The sequence below is a fragment of the Cupriavidus sp. KB_39 genome (genome assembly GCF_052114485.1).
Classification (GTDB): Bacteria; Pseudomonadota; Gammaproteobacteria; order Burkholderiales; family Burkholderiaceae; genus Cupriavidus.
Map to the genome: position 1 here is coordinate 18,141 of NZ_JBFREV010000034.1, position 15,454 is coordinate 33,594.

Here is a 15,454-nt window from a genome sequence, read left to right on the forward strand (position 1 = left end):
GCAATGAAAAACCCCACGGTTCGCGCCGTGGGGTTTTTTGTTTGTGGCTGGCTCGTGGGTCAGGGGCCCGCCACGGCGCCGTAGCCCCGGCCCCGCCATTCGATGAAGCACAGGCCATGGCCGAACGGGTCGGACAGGCGGGCCTGCCGGCCCCAGTCGAAGTCCTGCGGCCAGTCCTCGATCTCGGCGCCGGCGCCCAGCGCGCGCTCGATGGCCGCTTCGAGGTTTTCCACCACGAAGTCCAGGTGCACGGGGGTCCAGTGCCGCGCGTAGTCGCGCCGCGCATCGGCCCGCGCCGTGGCCACCGTGCCGGCCTCCTTGGCCAGCAGGTAGATCGGCGCGCAGGCGCCGTGCATTTCCGCCACGCTGTTGTCGAACAGCCGGCGGCCCAGCCGCAATCCCAGTCCTGCTTCGTAGAAGCCGATGCCGTGTTCGAGGTCATCGACGTCGATATTGATCAGCAACTCCATGCCAGCCTCCTGCTTCATGAGCGTTCTCGGGCGTGGCGGCGGCCAGTGTCGGTTCGTGCTTTTCCRCTTCTGTCCGCTCCTGACGGCTCCTGACGCCTTCCTTGCCCGGGCCAGCATTGTGCGCCGGCACTCCTGACAATAGCTGTCAGGAGTGATGCCAGTCCGGACAGGATCATCGATGCGCTGCATGGCGGCTATGAGATGACTCTGAAAASGAAAGCGCGGACCGCCGCGGCGCGCAAGGAGCCTTCATAATATGGACATTCACGAGATTGGAGAGTCAAGTTGCGTTTTGAACACCTGGTGGAGATCAATGACCCAGGCAATCCCACGCTGGAGCCGCTGACCGCTGAACAGCTGTGGCAGGGCCTGGTGCTGCGGGCCGAGTCGCCCGAGTTGTTCGTCCTGGGGCTGGAGCGCGCCGAGGTATTGGCGCGGGGCGATGGCTGGCTGGACCGCGTGCTGCATTTCGGAAAGACGTCGATACAGGACCGCGTGGTATTCGAGCCACGGCGCGCGGTGCGCTATGAGACTGCGGCCACGGCCGAGCATGCCGGCGGCAGGCTGTCGATGAGCATCGAGACCCCCGCGCCGGGCGCGCTGCTGGTGCGTTTCATCTATGAAACGACCCTGCCCGACACGGATGACAGCGGCGACGACCGCTATGCGGAGATCGTCAAGTCGGCATACCACGAGGCGGACCTCGACACGGTGCGCAAGATCCGGGAGATCGCTCACACCGGGCGGCTCGGGTGACGGGCTCGCAGCCGGCCGGCGGGCCGACACGCGCCGTGCTGCGCGCCCGCTATGGCGAGCGCCTGCGCTGGCTGATCCTGGTCACGCTGATGCTGGGCACGATGTCGTCCATCGTGTCCTCGACCATCGTCAACGTGGCCGTGCCGGACCTGAGCCGGCATTTCCACCTTGGCCAGGAGCGCGCGCAGTGGGTGGCGGCCAGTTTCATGATCGCCATGACGCTGTCGATGCTGCTCACGCCGTGGCTGCTGAACCGATTCGGGCTGCGCCGCACCTTCGTCGGCAGCCTGTTGCTGCTGGGCGCGGGCGGGCTGATTGGCGGGTTTTCGCCCACCTTCGGCGTGATGCTGGCCATGCGCGTGGCCGAGGGCATCGCGGCCGGCATCATGCAGCCGCTGCCCAATATTTTCATCCTGCGCGTGTTCGAAGAACGCGAGCAGGGCAAGGCGCTGAGTCTGTTCGGCTTCGGCGTGGTGCTGGCGCCAGCCATCGGCCCAAGCGTGGGCGGCTTCCTCGTGGAGACCTTCGGCTGGCGCTCGATCTTCTTCGTGGTGGTGCCGCTGACCCTCATCGGCCTGTGGATGGCGCGCCGCTATATGGCCGTGGACTCGGCGATGATCGGCGAGCGGAAGGCACTCGACTGGCGCGGGCTGGCGCTGGCCGGCGTGGCCACCGTGACGCTGCTCAACGGGCTGGTGGAAATGCGCGAGAACGTGCCGGCCGGACTGGCGCTGGCCGGGCTGGGCGTCTTGCTGCTGGCGGGCTTCGTGGTCTGGCAGCTGCGCGCGCCCGAGCCGCTGATGGATATGCGGCTCTACAGCTACCGCCAGTTCTCGGCCGGGGCCGTGGTGGCGTTTATCTATGGCGCCGGGCTGTTCGGTTCCACCTACCTGCTGCCGGTCTACATGCAGATGGCGCTGGCCTATACGCCGTCGCAGGCGGGCATCGTGCTGATGCCGGCCGGCATTGTGCTGGCGGTGACGATTGCGGTGGCGGGGCGGCTGACCAACTACATCTTGCCGCACCGGCAGGTGTCGTTCGGGCTGGCGCTGCTGGCGGCGTCGTTCCTGCTGATGGCCACCGGGTCGATGGCCACGCCTTACCTGCTGCTGGTGCTCTATGCGGTGATTGGGCGGATCGGGCTCGGCTCCATCCTGCCGTCGCTGACGCTCGGGTCGATGCGCGGGGTGGATTTCTCGCTGATCGCCCAAGGGTCGAGCTGCATCAATTTCCTGCGGCAGCTTGGCGGGGCGATCGGGGTGAGTCTGGCGGGGGTGGGGCTGCAGTGGCGGCTGGCGGAGCACGGCGCGGTGCTCGGGCCGGGTGGCGATCCGGTCGCCCGGATCGCGGCATTCGATGAGACCTTCCTGGCCGTGGGCGTGGTGATCGCCACGGCGATCCTGGCCGCGTGGCGTATCCGGCCGAAGCCGATGCCGGTCGGGGCAGGGGCCTAGCGGCGGCTTAGCTGGCGGTGCCTGCCAGCAGTTCGCCGACCAGTTCGACGTATTTCTGCTTGGCGTCGTCCTGGCTGGTGCCCTTGAGGGCTTCCCAGGCTTCGAACTTGTAGCGGCCGACGAAGTCGGTCATGCCGGGCTTGTCGCCGTGGGCGTCGCCCTCGGCACCCTGCTTGTAAAGCGCGTAGAGGCGCAGCAGCGTCATATTGTTGGGACGCTCGCTCAGGGTCTTGACGTCGATTAGGGCCTGGTCGAAGCGGGCCTGCAGGTCGCTCATGGTGTCTCCGGGTAATGAGTGGGCGTAGAAGTGCGATGATAGCCGCCGCGCCGCGCCGTTTGCGGCGGAAAAACCGAAGAAGCCYTCGGTCCGCGCGCGGCGGCACGGTCTGTCGCGCACGGTGCCGGCGTGCCTGCCAATACAGCTTTGGCCGCGCTCCGGATACAATCGCGCCATGTCCTGGATTCTTGCTGTCGAGACCTCCACCGAGTGGTGCTCCGTCGCACTGGGGCGCGCCGCCACTGACGGCGCCCTCGAGTGTTTCTCCCGCCATGAGCATACGGGCGCGCGGTCGTCTGCGCGCGTGCTGCCGGCCGTGGCCGAAGTGCTGGCCGAGGCCGGCATCACGCTGGCCGACTGTGCCGCCATCGCGTTTGGCGCCGGCCCCGGCTCGTTCACTGGCCTGCGTACCGCCTGCGGCGTGGCCCAAGGGCTCGCCTTCGGCGCTGATCTGCCGGTAATTCCCATCAATGTATTGACGATGTGCGCGGAAAGCGTCCGATCCGGCACTTCATCGTTGCCGGCGGACACGCGCGTGCTGGTTGCGCTCGACGCCCGCATGGACGAGACCTATGCCGCCACGTTCCGCTGGGACGCCGCCGCAATGGAGTGGTCGATGGAGGGCCCGGTGCAGGTGGGACCGCCCGAAGCCGTGGCGCAGCCCGATGGCGCGTTCTGGCTCGCCGGCAATGGTTCGACCGTGTTTGGCGAACGGCTCCAGGTGGCCGCGCAGGCCGGCCGCGTAATGCCCGAAGCCATGCCGGACGCCCGCGCCGCGGTGGCCATCGGCCTGCGGGCGCTGGCGCGCGGCGAGACCATCGACGCTGCCGACGCCATGCCGATCTATGTGCGCAACAAGGTTGCCCACACCATCGTGGAGCGCGAGGCGATTGCCGCCGAGAAAGCTGATAAAGCCGCCAAGGCCGCGAAGGCCGCCGCAGGGGAGGCCGCGTGAGCGCCGCGCTGCTGCCCGAGTCGCCCCAATGGCCGGCCGTGCCGGTCATGCCCGAGCTGGGCGATGGCTGGACGCTCGGCCGCATGAGCGCGCTGGACCTGCACGCCGTGGCCGATATCGAGCAGCGCGCCTACAGCCATCCCTGGACGCGCGGCAATTTTGAGAATTCCCTGAAATCGGGCCATATCGGCCTGACGCTCCGTGATCCAGCCAATACGCTGGTCGGCTATGCCGTGTTGATGCCGGTGGTCGACGAAATGCACCTGCTCAATATCACCGTGGACCCGCGCCGGCAGCGGCAGGGCCATGGCCGGCTGCTGCTGGCTGTGGCGCTGGCCACCGCCCATGCCCACAACCTCGGCACCATGCTGCTGGAAGTGCGCCCGTCCAATGTGGGCGCGCTGACGCTGTACGAGGAAGCCGGGTTTGCCGAGATCGGCCGCCGCAAGGGCTACTATCCGGCCACGGCCAAGGGGCGCGAAGACGCGCTCGTGCTGCGCCGGGCCTGGCACGAAGGCAAGGAGTCCGCATGAATCGCCGCGCGCAGTTCCTCGAAGTGCTCGGCATCCCGTCGGAATGGGTGCCGCGCCGGTTGGCTGGGGCGCCTGTAGAGGCCGAAGCCGACGTCGAGGTCGAAATCGAGGTCGCCACGGTAGCCGTGGCCGAAATCGAACCCGAAGTCGACGTGGTGATGACCACCCCGGCCGCCACCCCGCGCCCCGTGGTGATCGAAGCCCTGTCGCCGCCGCCGCAACCCGCCGTGCAGGATGAGGCCGCTCTGGCCCGGGACGCCGCCATCGCCGCCATGGACTGGGCGGCGCTGGAAGCCGCCGTGGCCGAGTGCACCGCCTGCGGCCTGAGCGACACCCGCACCAATACGGTCGTCGGCGTGGGCGACCGCCGCGCCGAATGGATGCTAGTGGGCGAGGCCCCGGGCGAGAATGAAGACCTCCAGGGCGAGCCGTTCGTCGGCCAGGCCGGCAAGCTGCTCGACAACATGCTCGGCGCGCTGGGCCTTGCGCGCGACCGCAATGTCTTTATCGCCAATGTGCTGAAGTGCCGCCCGCCCGGCAATCGCAATCCGGAGCCGGAGGAGGTGGCGCACTGCGAGCCGTTCCTGCGCCGCCAGATCGCGCTGATCCGGCCGAAGGTGATCGTGGTGCTGGGGCGTTTCGCGGCGCAGTCGCTGCTGCGCTCGACGACGCCCATCGGCAAGCTGCGCGGCACCGTGCACCGGTACGAGGGGATTCCCGTGGTGGTGACCTATCATCCGGCCTACCTGCTGCGCACGCTGACCGACAAGGCGCGCGCATGGGAAGACCTGTGTCTGGCCCGCGAGGTACACGACCGTGCGGGAGCTGAAGCCTGATCCCGCGCAGGCCATCCGCCCGGGCGGGCCGGTAGCAGCCGGCGCCGACGGGCCGGCGCCCCTGTGGCGCACCGCCGCGTCCCAGCGGGTGCGCGATCTCGCGTGGTGCTCGCTCTCGCCGCCGCTGCTCTCGCACCTGCCGGCTGGCTACGGCGCCGGCGCCGCGTTGGCCTACTGGCCGCCCGGCGCGCAGGCCGCGTGGCAGCGCTGGCTKGAGCGCGCCGACCCCGCCACACTTCCCGAAACCATCGCCGAACTGAGCGGCCACCCGGACCCCACGGGTAGCCGCAGCCTGCGCCTGGGCCGCCATGCCGAGCGGCTGCTCCACTTCGCGTTGCATCGGGCCGATGGGATCGAACTCGTCGCCGCCAATGTGCCGATCCGGCGCGCCAACGGCCATGGCATCCAGACGCTGGGCGAACTGGACGTGATCTGGCGCGATCCCGCCAGCGCGCAGACCGTGCACTGGGAGATGGCGGCCAAGTTCTACCTGATGGTGGATGGACAGCCGGGCACGCCACCCGACCGCCGCAACTTCGTCGGCCCCAATCTCGTCGATCGGTTAGGGGACAAGCTCGACCATATCGTCGGCCGTCAGCTGCCGCTGGGCCGCGCGGCCGAAGCGCAGGCGGTGCTCACCCATCCCATCGACCGCAGCGAGGTCTACCTGCTGGGCTGGCTGTTCTATCGCGATGGCCGCCTGCCGGCCGGGCTCGATACGCTGGGCATCGCGCCCGATCACCTGCACGGCTGGTGGTCCACGCTGGAGGACTGGGCCGCGCGGGCGCAGGCCCACCCGGCGGCGGCCACCACGCGCTGGTGCCGGCTGCCGCGCGCGGACTGGCTCTCGGGCGCGCGGGTGCCCGAGTCGCAGACGGAGTCCGCCGCCGCGTTGCACACCGCGCTGGCGCAACGCTTTGCCGATCCGCACCAGGCGCATAGCTGGCGGCGTGAAGCCCCGGTGATGGTCTGCGAACTGGCGCCCGCCGGGCCCGAGCAGCCCGGCATCTGGCAGGAACGCTCGCGCGGCTTCGTGGTGCCGCCGGGGTGGCAGGCGCGCGCCGCCGAGCGGGCCACTGCCGACAAATCCCCTCCCGCACCCGCCTCTCGCTAATCCATTCCGGCCTCCGCACCGCACCGCGATACTTCCCCTCACGCTGCATCGAAACGTCCGATCCGGACGTCGCGACGAAGGGGGATGGCAGATGTCGGACATCGAGAAGGTCAAGACGCTCCACTGGCTCACGGACCCCGAGTGGTTCCACAAGGCCGGACTCGACAAGGGTCTCGGCCATGACCGCCAGCATCTCGGCGTGGTCCTGGCGGCGGGCGGCGAGCTGACGATCAGCCAGATCGACATGGATTTCATGGGCGAGCTGACACTGCGCCTGCTCAACAGCGACGGCCGCACCGAGCGCGTGTTCAGTTTCGGCGAAATGCCACTTACGATCACGGCGCACACCGCCTCGGTGCCGTTTATCGAGACCCCGTACCTCGGCGGCGGCACACCGCCCACGGTCTGGTACACCTGCTCGCCAACCAGCAAGACGCTCCCCGTGTTCGAAGCTGGCGGTGCGGAATCCCCATTTTTTGCGACGTGGGACCAGCAGGCGGCCGAATTCGCGCTGATCCAGTCGCGCTACGTCCGGATGCTGGTGCCCGAGGCCGACAAGCCCATGCTCAGGACCTTGCCGGGCGGCCTCGCCGCACTGACGGCGTACTACGACAACGTGGTTTCCACCTTCAACGCGCTGTGTGGCATAGCGTTCGATCCCGAACGGGCGACGGATCTCAACATCCGCAACCAGTTCTTCATCAAGGCCGATGCGGAGGGCAGCGGCAGCGCCTACTACGGCCCCGCGTGGGCCGCATCCACCTCGGCGTCCATGACGGCGGACTGGTTCGCCGGCCTGCGCACCAATTGGACCCCGCTGGAAACRCTGRGCCACGCCTACCTCGGCACCTTCATGGCGGCTGGCTCGGTCAGCTTTCTCGAGGTCTGGAACAAGCTGTATGCCGCCACCTGGCAGGACAACGCGCTGGGCGCCGCGGTGCACACCGATGGCTGGCTCTATCAGGACGAGGTGGCCCTGTTCAGCGGCGTGATCGGCCGGATCACGAGYGGTACGCCGCTGCAGGAGTGGAGCATGCGCGAGAAGCTCTACTTTTTGATGCTGCTCAAGTACAAGGCTGGCAACACGGCGTTTGCCAGCTTCAACCGGCAATACCGGACCTATGCCAACGCGCTGCCGTTGCCGCCGATCGCGCCGCCCGTGATCGACATGATGGCCGAGGTTTATGCCGCCGAGGCCGGGGTGGATGTGGCGCCATTCATCGGCATGGTGGGCGCCAGGATGGCGTCGGTGCGGACGGTGCTCAATATGTTCAGCGACGCGCGCGCGGTGTACCCGCTCTATGCGCTGGTCAGCGCGGCCAGCCTGGGCCCGGCGCAGGAGGCGCTCCATGCGGCGTCGCCGCTGCAACTGGTGGACCCGGCGGAGATGCGCCGTACTGGCCTGCGCGGCAGCGTGACGCTGCAGTTTGCCATCGACCAGTTCGTGCAGATCTACGACGAACCGCTGTTCGTGATGGAAGGGCCGAGGGAGGTGTCCTCGGCACGCATCATCGCCACCGGGGTGACGTTCGCCGATTTGCCGGTTGGCGTGTACACGTTGCGCCCACCCACCGGCAAGAATCGTAAATATGCGATTGACTCGGCCTACCTGATTGTGAAGGAGGGCACCAGCACGCAGGCGCTGGCCTATCTCTTCAAGCAGGCGTCCGCCATCGTCACGCAGACCTTCATGCTGTTGGGGGCGGATAACGGCCTGTACGGCACGATCCGCGTGGACGCGCCCACGCGCCAGATCATCGTGGACCTGTTGAGCAACCCCAATACCGCGTTCATGGATACCGTCTACATCGGCGTCACGATCCGGACGGCCGATGGCGATCCGGTCTATCAGCGGGAYTTCCACGGCAACCACCCAGCCCCGGAGCATGCCGACATTCCGTTCGAGGTCGGCTATCGGATCGAGGTGCGCCATGAGGAGCCATCGCGGCTGCGGGTGCTGCCGGCCGCCCCCGGACTGATTCGGCCGCAGGCGACCAACGACTTCGTGATCACGGCGCACGGGCTCGAGAACCTGCAGGCGATGAACAGTCCGGTGGCGGACCTGTCGTTGCGCATTGCGGAAGCGGCGGCACTGGTGCGGGAGCGCCTGCCGATTGCCACGGCGCCCTATGCCACGGTCAAGGATGACATCTACCTGGCCGTGATGGCGCTGCCGGAGCCGGCGCGCGCCCAGGCGGTGGCCGACTACGCCGACGTGATGTCCCTGCAGAACACGGCGCCGGGCACCAATATCGGAAACAATTTCGTCGTCTCGCTGAAGGGCATCAGCAATTGGACGTTCTTCACCATGACGCTCGACCTGGTTCGTCTCGAAGTGCGCTTCCAGACCTTCAGCGGCAAGCCGCACAGCTATTTTGGGAGTACTTACGGCTACGTCAGCTTTCGCGACGCGGACGGCCAGGAATTGTTCTCCTATGACTTCATCGGCGACCTGACCGTGACCGCCATGGTCCGCACGTTTCCGCTGTCCCGCTACGGTGGCGAGCAGTTCTACTCGTTCAAGGAGGAACTGGGTCAGCGCTACACCATCGAGAACAGGATGCAGGGCGTCACGTGGAACGGGTTGGCCAATACGATGCTGGACCTGCCCGGCAACGGCGTGGTGATGACGGCCACGGCATCGGAAATCTCTCAAACGCCGTCCGTGCGGGGCAACATGTTCACGTGGAATCTGCTCGGTAATGCGGATCAGCCGGTCGCCACGCTGGAACTGGACCTGGTGATCAATGTGCTGAGACTGACGCTACACGCTGCCGTGCCGAATCCCGGCGTGCCGGCGGTCTATATCAGCATCGGCGTGGCAAACCGCTACGGCGATCCCGTCTATGACATCGCCATGCCGGGGAATGCCGCGGTGTCCGCCGATAACCAGTTCTTCCCGCTGCAGAAGGGCTATACGGTCACGGTCTTCCACCAGGACCCCACGCGCTCCCAACTGATCAACGCAGAGACGTCGGCGCGGACCACCGTGGCGGCCACGGCGCGCTACCAGACCATGCCGCGCGGCTTGCGGGCGGTGGCGTGACGCGCCGTCGCCTCCGATTGCATCCTTCACGAGGTATCCAAGATGGCGGAAATCCTACAGACCAAGTCCGTGTACACGCTTCAGGATCCGGGATGGATTCGCAAGGCGGGGTTGCGGAAAGGGCTTGATCACGACAAGCAGGCGCTCGGCATCATCCTGCCGACTGGTGCCACGCTCCGGCTCCGGCAAGTATCGCCCGACTTCACTTCGTCGGTAATGGTGACATGCGCCAGCGACGGCACGATCCCGGCGCAGTGGGTGGGAGTGGGTAATGCGTGGGTCAATGTCACCATGAACGCGGTGCGCGTCCCGTTTGTCGTGACGCCCTATGTGGCAGGCACCCCTCTGATCGAGTTTGCCTTCCCCTCGACGAGCAAAATGCTGCCGATCTATCGGGCGGGCAATGCCGAGGCGCCATTCTTTGCCACCTGGGACGCGCAGGATGCCGAGTTTGGCCTGATCGAGGGCGACTATATGTACATGCTGGTGCCGGCGCGGGACAAGGCCGTGCTGCGGGCCTATCCCGGCGGTCTCAATGCGCTGGGTGCGTACTACCAGGACATGTTGACCTCCTTCAATGCCCTGATGGGGGTGTCATTCCAACCCCAGCGGCCCACGGATCTCAACGTCAGGAACCACTACTACCTGGCGGCCGATGACATCGCATCGGATGCCGAACCTGCCTACTATGGCCTACGCGTGGCCGCCACGACGTCGGCGTCGGTCGCGCCGGTCTGGCTCGACAACCTGCCGACCAGCTGGAATGCGCCCAATGTCATCGCTGGCGGCTATCAGCGCCGCTTTTCCGAGCAGAATGTGGCCGATCCGGATTCCGTATGGGGCAATGTTTTTGCGGCCACCTGGCAGGACTTCGTGATGGGCGCCAACGTCTACACCCAGGGTTGGCTCTACCAAGGGGCGCCGGCGTTCTTCGCGAGCGTGATGGCGCTGCTCCGCAGCGGCACGCGGTATGAGTCCTGGGATGTCCGGGCGCAGGTCTATCTGGTGATGCTGCTGAAGTACAAGGCTGGCGATGCCTCGATCACCCGCCTGAACCAGCAGGATCGGATCCATATGAACACGTCGCCCTCGCCGGCGGTGCGGCCGGCCGGGTTCGATGAGATGGCTGCCGCCAGCGCCGAACGTTGCGATGTGGATGTTGCGCCATTTCTCGCGCTGGCCGGCGCGCCGGTGACGCCGCTGCGCGCCATGCTCAACGCCTTCAGCCACGCCCGCGCGGTCTATCCGCTCAGCGAACTGGTCACGGCGGAGACGCTGCCGACAGTGCAATCCGCGCTGCATCTCGACTCGCCGCTGCGCCTGGTCGATACCGTGGAGCTGCAGGGTACCGGCGTCACGGGCAGCCTTTCCCTGCGGTTCGTGATCGACGAATTCAAGCAGATCTACGGCGAACCGCTGGTGCTGATGGAGGGCGCCCGGGAGGTGCTCCACGTTCCGGTCCGCGCGCCGGAAATGATCCTGGACAACCTGCCGATTGGCGCTTATACGATCCGGCCACCGACGGGCAAGAACCGCAAATACCTGGTGGATGCCGACTATCTGGTCGTCAAGGAACAGACGGCCAGCCAGTCGCTGACATACACCTTCAAGCAGGGGTCGGGCACGATTTCCCAGACGCTGGTGCTGCTCGGTTCCTCTCGCGATGTAAGCGGGACAATCCGCGTCGACTTCACCACCATGCAGGTGCGCATCGATATCAAGGCCCAGCCGCTCGATGCCTTGGGCACGGGGTTCTACGCCGCGATCGGGGTGAAGAACGGCGTGGGAGCCTACGTCCTTGCATGCGAGATTAGCGGCCAGGCCGCGGCGCCGTTTCACCGCGCCGCGGCCTTCGAGATCGGCTATCAGCTTGAGGTGCACGTGGCGTATGCCAACCTGCTGGCCGTCGAGCCCCCCACGCCCGGCTTGCTCCTGGACCAGCAGAGTCACTTGCTGACGATCACGGCGCTGGGTCTGCAGAACGCGGCGGCCAGCAACGATCCCGAAGCGGACCTGCAGGCGCGCATCGCCGCTGGCGCGACGATCGTGCGCGACCACCTGCCGATGGCTCATGCGCCCTACGCGCAGTTGAAAGATGACCTCTACCTGGCGGTCATGGCGCTGCCGCCGGCGGCCCGCACCGCGGCGCGGCGCGAGTACATGGACGTRATGTCCACCTTCAACTTCGAACCGGATGCCTACGTTGGCAACCTCTTCACCCTCAAGATGAAGGGCATCAGCGACTTCCAGTTCTGTACCGTGACGATCGACCTGGCGGCGCGGGAGATCCGCTTTCAGATCATTGGCGGGAAGCCGCACTATTACTTCTCAGATACCTACGGCTATGTCAGTTTCTCCGACGTCACCGGCAATGAATTGTTCTCATATGACTGTATCGGCACATTGAATTCGACCGCCATGAACGTGATCTTCCCGTTGTCCCCCTATGGCGGCGAGCGGTATTACTCGTTCAAGGAGGAGGCGAACATTGGCCGCTATCCGATCGAAAACGTGATGCAGGGGCAGGTCAAGGCCGGGGTAAAGAACATGGTGGCCGAGGTGCTTGCCGATGGCCTCATCACCTATGCGTCAGCATCCGAGATCGCGGTGGTGCCGACCGTGCGCGGGAACATGTTCCTGTGGTCGCTGTTCGACGGTGCTGGCAATCCGGTGGCGACGCTGAACCTCAGCCTGGTCTTCAATACGCTGACGGTTTCCGTTTCCGCCGGGACGCACGAAGGGGGATTGCGCGTCAGCGTGCATGTGGAGGATAAGTATCAGCAGGTGGTCTACGACCTGGATGTCCATGGCGGGGCGCCGGTGGCCCCCGAGACTTCCACCTTCTCGTTGCAGAAGGGCTATACSGTCACGGTGTTCCACAGCGATCCGACCCGTTCCCAGTTGGTCAACACGGAAACCAATGCACGGACCGTGGTCGGCGAGACCGCGCGCTACCAGACCATGGCGCGCGGCCTGAAGGCGCTGCCAGCATGAAAAACGCCCCGCCGGCGCAGGYCGGGCGGGGCGTTTCCTGTTTCGCTGCCCGCGCGCGGGTCAGTGGTGCTTGTCCTCGCCGATCATCGCCAGCGAGTTGTGCATCTTGATGTTGTGCTTGTGCAGGCGCATGACCAGCAGCATGGTGGCCGAGATGAACAGGCCCAGCGCCACGATCACGAAGCCGATCGGCACATTCAGCTTGATGAGCAGCGCGTAGAGGCACAGCATCAGCAGAACTGAAACATTTTCGTTGAAGTTCTGGACGGCGATCGAGTGCCCGGCGGACAGCAGCACGTGCCCGCGATGCTGGAGCAGGGCGTTCATCGGCACCACGAAGTAGCCCGACATGGCTCCGACGATCATCAGGAACACATAGGCGATGGCCATGTAGAGCGGCATGGGATAACCCAGCACGTTCAGCATCACGGCCGGCATGGCGTCCTTGGTGTAGAAGGCCATGATCATGACGGTGATCCCCATCGCCACGCCGAACGGCAGCACCGACAGCGAGCGGCGCAGCGGGATCCGGGCGGCGGCCATGATCGCGCCGACCGCCACGCCCACCGCCACCACGGCCTGGAGCAGGGCGCCCTGGGACAGGTTCAGCCCCAGCGACTTCTCCGCCCACTTGAGCACGATGAACTGCAAGGTGGCGCCCACGCCCCAGAACAGCGTGGTCACGGCCAGCGAGATCTGGCCCAGCTTGTCGCGCCACAGCGCGATGAAGCAGTCGCCGAACTCGGCAATCAGCTTCACCGGGTTCTTTTCCTGTTGCGGGTAGCGCGCGCCGGTCTCCGGGATAAACACGTTGAACACCGACGCCACGACGTAGAAGAACATGATCACCACCATGGCCGCCTCGGCCGGGGTGTTGATGCCGGTGTCCACGTAGGGGATGTCGAAGCGGAGCAGGATGTCCGAGATATGGACCGAGATCAGCGCGCCGCCCACCACGGTGCCGAGGATGATCGAACTCACCGTGAGCCCCTCGATCCAGCCGTTGGCCATCACCAGCTTCTCGGGCGGCAGCAGCTCGGTCAGGATGCCGTACTTGGCCGGCGAGTACGCGGCGGCGCCGAAGCCCACCACGCCGTACGCCAGCAGCGGGTGCAGCCCGAACATCATGATCGCGCAGCCGACGATCTTGATGGCGTTGGTGATCAGCATGACCTTGCCCTTGGGCATGGAGTCCGCGAAGGCCCCCACGAAGGCCGCCAGCACCACATAGGACAGCACGAAGAACAGCTTCAGCAGCGGGGTCATCCACTGCGGGGAATGCAATTCGGTGAGAAGGGCGATGGCGGCGATGAGCAGCGCATTGTCGGCCAGCGACGAAAAGAACTGCGCGGCCATGATCGTGTAGAAACCCTTCTTCATACCTTCGACTTTGTCTCCATCGCGGACGCCCGGCGCGGCGGGCAGGGGCACGCCGACCGGCAACATCGCGGCTTGTAGGGAACCTGGCGCGACGGCCTTGTCAAAGTGGGGCGGTTGCGCAACTTTCGCGCGCCTTTCGGCTTGCCTGACCGTCATTGACATATTGCTTCTCTTTTAAAACATGGCCGGAGCGTCCGGCTTTATATCACGAAACCACGACATTTCAGCACTCCGGCGGACCCGCGTTTTGACAGGAACCCGCCTTCCGGATTCCCTGAGGTGGGCGCCGGTTGTGTTCAAATATCGCCTGCGCGATGTTGCCCCGCATGTGCCGGCCGCTCCGTATTCCAGCGCACTTTCGCGTCATGCGCGTGGCGGTGCCGGCACAGTGTATGCAACATCAACGCCCGATTGCAGCGGGTTGCCGTCCGGGTCTTCCCTGATCCGGTGCATGCCGGGACGCAACCTGCACCCTTAGCCAGACCATGCCAAGACCCATACACGCAGTCATCCACCAGCCCGCGCTGGCCAACAACCTGGACGTGGTGCGCCGCTACGCGCCCCAATCCCACATCTGGGCGGTGGTCAAGGCCAACGCCTACGGCCACGGTATCCGGCGCGCCTTTGCGGGCATGCGCGGCACCGACGGCTTCGGGCTCCTCGACCTCAACGAGGCCGTGCTGCTCCGCGAACTCGGGTGGCAGGGGCCGATCCTCTTGCTAGAGGGATTCTTCCAACCGCAGGATGTTCCCCTGTTGGAACAATATCGCCTCACGACAGCCATTCATTGCGAGGAACAACTGCGCATGCTCGAGGTGGCCCGGCCCCGGGGGCCGCTGGCGATCCAGCTCAAGCTCAACACCGGCATGAACCGGCTCGGCTTCCGGCCGGAGGCCTATCGGACCGCCTGGGAACGTGCGCGCGGACTCTCCTGTGTGGGCAGTATCGTGCACATGACGCATTTCTCGGATGCCGACAGCGCGCGGGGCATCGCGCACCAGATCGAGGCCTTCGACACCACCACGGCCAATTTGCCGGGCGAAGCCAGCCTGTCCAACTCGGCCGCCGTGCTCTGGCACCCGCAGGCGCACCGCGCCTGGGTGCGGCCGGGGGTGATCCTGTACGGCGCGTCGCCCACGGGCGTGGCGGCGGATATCGCTGATACCGGCCTGCAGCCGGCCATGTCGCTGCACAGCGAACTGATCGCCGTCCAGGACCTGCAGCCGGGCGATACGGTCGGCTATGGGTCGATGTTCACGGCCGACCGCGCGATGCGCATCGGCATCGTGGCCTGCGGCTATGCCGATGGCTACCCGCGCCACGCGGCCGGCTGGGGCGACCGCCCCGCGCCGGTGCTGGTYGATGGCACGCGCACCACGCTGGTCGGCCGGGTCTCGATGGACATGGTCTGCGTGGATCTCACGCCCTGCCCGAAGGCCCGTGTCGGCACATCGGTCACGCTCTGGGGCCAGGGCCTGCCGATCGACGAGGTGGCGGCGGCCAGCGGCACCGTCGGCTATGAGCTGATGTGCGCGCTGGCGATGCGCGTACCCTGCACGGTGGCCACGCTGACCACGGCCGACGCCCCGGCCTGACCCGCGCCTGACCGCCGCTRACCCTCTCCCAGAACAAGGACGCC

12 protein-coding genes are annotated in these 15,454 nt (G+C 66.4%); 9 read left to right on the forward strand and 3 right to left on the reverse strand.

Going from position 1 to position 15,454, the window contains the following annotated elements; all coding sequences use genetic code 11:
• Positions 1 to 59 precede the first annotated feature (59 nt).
• A complete protein-coding gene (locus AB4Z27_RS22175; RefSeq protein ID WP_092289367.1) occupies positions 60 to 470 on the reverse strand; it encodes a VOC family protein in 411 nt (136 codons plus the stop codon).
• 285 nt (positions 471 to 755) lie between these two features.
• Between AB4Z27_RS22175 and AB4Z27_RS22180 the strand changes: the two genes are divergently transcribed.
• Complete coding sequence (locus AB4Z27_RS22180) at positions 756 to 1,226, forward strand: SRPBCC family protein (protein ID WP_092289366.1); 471 nt, start codon at positions 756 to 758, stop codon at positions 1,224 to 1,226.
• Positions 1,223 to 2,680, forward strand: a complete 1,458-nt coding sequence (locus AB4Z27_RS22185; RefSeq protein WP_255370646.1) for a DHA2 family efflux MFS transporter permease subunit — start codon at positions 1,223 to 1,225, stop codon at positions 2,678 to 2,680. Before AB4Z27_RS22180 ends, AB4Z27_RS22185 begins: the two co-directional genes overlap by 4 nt.
• A 7-nt stretch (positions 2,681 to 2,687) precedes the next feature.
• Here the strand turns inward: AB4Z27_RS22185 and AB4Z27_RS22190 are convergent, their stop codons facing one another.
• Positions 2,688 to 2,957: an acyl-CoA-binding protein gene (locus tag AB4Z27_RS22190; RefSeq protein ID WP_092289362.1), complete on the reverse strand. Its 270-nt coding sequence runs from the start codon at positions 2,955 to 2,957 to the stop codon at positions 2,688 to 2,690.
• 175 nt (positions 2,958 to 3,132) lie between these two features.
• Here AB4Z27_RS22190 and tsaB point away from each other — a divergent pair, with 175 nt between their 5' ends.
• The 6 genes from tsaB (at position 3,133) to AB4Z27_RS22220 (ending at position 12,435) form a co-directional block, all read left to right on the forward strand.
• A complete protein-coding gene (tsaB, locus tag AB4Z27_RS22195; RefSeq protein WP_092289361.1) occupies positions 3,133 to 3,912 on the forward strand; it encodes a tRNA (adenosine(37)-N6)-threonylcarbamoyltransferase complex dimerization subunit type 1 TsaB in 780 nt (259 codons plus the stop codon).
• Complete coding sequence (gene rimI / locus AB4Z27_RS22200; protein ID WP_369823364.1) at positions 3,909 to 4,445, forward strand: ribosomal protein S18-alanine N-acetyltransferase; 537 nt, start codon at positions 3,909 to 3,911, stop codon at positions 4,443 to 4,445. The genes tsaB and rimI overlap by 4 nt, the downstream gene beginning before the upstream one ends.
• Positions 4,442 to 5,281 carry a uracil-DNA glycosylase gene (locus AB4Z27_RS22205; RefSeq protein WP_441645275.1) on the forward strand — a complete coding sequence of 280 codons (840 nt, stop codon included), beginning with the start codon at positions 4,442 to 4,444 and terminating at the stop codon, positions 5,279 to 5,281. Before rimI ends, AB4Z27_RS22205 begins: the two co-directional genes overlap by 4 nt.
• A complete protein-coding gene (locus tag AB4Z27_RS22210; RefSeq protein WP_441593596.1) occupies positions 5,262 to 6,395 on the forward strand; it encodes a DUF1853 family protein in 1,134 nt (377 codons plus the stop codon). The genes AB4Z27_RS22205 and AB4Z27_RS22210 overlap by 20 nt, the downstream gene beginning before the upstream one ends.
• A gap of 91 nt (positions 6,396 to 6,486) precedes the next feature.
• Positions 6,487 to 9,441 carry a putative mucin/carbohydrate-binding domain-containing protein gene (locus AB4Z27_RS22215; protein WP_441645276.1) on the forward strand — a complete coding sequence of 985 codons (2,955 nt, stop codon included), beginning with the start codon at positions 6,487 to 6,489 and terminating at the stop codon, positions 9,439 to 9,441.
• Positions 9,442 to 9,483: 42 nt separating this feature from the next.
• Entirely contained in the window at positions 9,484 to 12,435 is a 2,952-nt protein-coding gene (locus AB4Z27_RS22220; protein ID WP_441645277.1) for a putative mucin/carbohydrate-binding domain-containing protein, read from the forward strand.
• 60 nt (positions 12,436 to 12,495) lie between these two features.
• On the opposite strand, the gene lplT is transcribed toward AB4Z27_RS22220, so the two are convergent.
• On the reverse strand, positions 12,496 to 13,815 hold the full coding sequence (gene lplT / locus AB4Z27_RS22225) for a lysophospholipid transporter LplT (RefSeq protein WP_092289351.1): 1,320 nt from the start codon (positions 13,813 to 13,815) through the stop codon (positions 12,496 to 12,498).
• A gap of 485 nt (positions 13,816 to 14,300) precedes the next feature.
• Here lplT and alr point away from each other — a divergent pair, with 485 nt between their 5' ends.
• Entirely contained in the window at positions 14,301 to 15,410 is a 1,110-nt protein-coding gene (alr, locus tag AB4Z27_RS22230; protein WP_092289349.1) for an alanine racemase, read from the forward strand.
• Positions 15,411 to 15,454: the final 44 nt, after the last annotated feature.